At 52.6% G+C, this 1,511-nt stretch carries 1 rRNA gene; it reads right to left on the reverse strand.

The features are described 5' to 3' along the window. Nucleotides 1-1,289 (reverse strand): 23S ribosomal RNA (locus tag ABCO64_RS10060); the annotation flags it as partial. Nucleotides 1,290-1,511: the final 222 nt, after the last annotated feature.

The following is a 1,511-nucleotide window of genomic DNA, read 5'->3' on the forward strand; positions in this document are numbered from 1 at the left end:
AATCGGTGCGCCGTGGTCTCTGCAGTAGGCTTTAGCCCCGTCCATTTTCTGCGCCCCAAACCTTGACTGGTAAGCTGTTACGCACTTTTTAAAGGGTAGCTGCTTCTAAGCTCACCTTCCAGTTGTCTTTGGCCTGGGACCTCATTCAGTATTGACACTTAGCCTACATTGGGGGGCATCAACCACGGTCTGGGTTGTCTCCCTTACGGACTACAAGCTTACCCCGTAGCCCGGACTGCCCGTCATCTCCGACGTTGGGGAGTTTGGAGTTTGACAGGAGAGCGAGGAATTTCTTCCCCGGGATCCCCAATCAGTGCTCTACCTCACCAACCATCTCCGACGAGGTCATGCTGCGGCATGTTTCGAGGGGAACCAGCTGACTCCCGGTTCGATGAATCTTTCACTCCTATACGCAGGTCACGCGAATGATTTGCATATCAAAACCGCCTGCGGTCCTCCACGCACCTTTCGGCACGCTTCAACCTGCCCACGCATAGATCACCGGGTTTCAGGTCTTATCCTACAGACTCCACGCACGTTGAATACGCCGTTCCATGCACCAAAGGTGCTACGAACCTGTTGCTTTCGCTTCGGCTACCCGTCCAGGTTAACCTCGCCTGCAGAATAAACTCTCTGGCCCGTTCTTCAAAACGTACGTTATGACATCGGCAACTGACGCCCGTACTACCGCCTCGCGACGGGTTCCTTCGCGCAGAAGATCCTTTCATGCCATAACACGCTGTCACCGGTTAGTTTCAGGCGCTTTTCACATCCTTTTTCGGGATACTTTTCAGCTTTCGCTCACGCTACTAGTTCGCTATCGGTTTCGAGAAGTATTTAGTTTTGGAGGTTGATGACCCCCGGATTCACGCGAGAATTCCAACCCGCGCTACTCAAGACTCTCCCGGACACAGCGACCCTTACATGTACGGGTCTGTCACCCTCTCTGGAACACCTTTCCAGGTGATTTCCATTTCAGGTCGCTGCACCCAACGGGAGGCTTACCAACACCACATCTCCCCCGAGAGGGATTCGGTTTGAACTCTGTCGGTTTCGATCGCCTCTACTCACGACATCTCGGTTGATTTCTTTTCCTGCCCCTACTAAGATGTTTCAATTCGGGGCGTTCCCCATCCTTAACGGATTGATACCGAAGTATCGGGATGTCCTATTCGGGGATCTCCGGATCACTGACTCCCTGCATCTTCCCGGAGCATATCGCTGCTTGGCACGCCCTTCATCAGCTCTCGAACCGAGCCATCCACTAACCGGCATATAGACCAGGTTTTTTTTCGAACAAACACACGTTGTATCTTTACCAATTGTGTCCTGTTGAACCCATTTAACGTCCAGATGCATTACCTTTACACAGCCTCGTCAGGTTCAGAAAACTGAACCTTCAGCCCTTCCCCGGAAACTCGCGTATCCGGGTGCATTTGGTTTGCCTTCATCTCAGTCAAATCAGAAATGAAGGGAGTGGACCCAAGGGGATTTGAACCCCTGGCCTCGGC

Origin of the sequence: Methanocalculus natronophilus (genome assembly GCF_038751955.1) — an archaeon.
In the GTDB taxonomy this organism is placed as follows: domain Archaea; phylum Halobacteriota; class Methanomicrobia; order Methanomicrobiales; family Methanocorpusculaceae; genus Methanocalculus; species Methanocalculus natronophilus.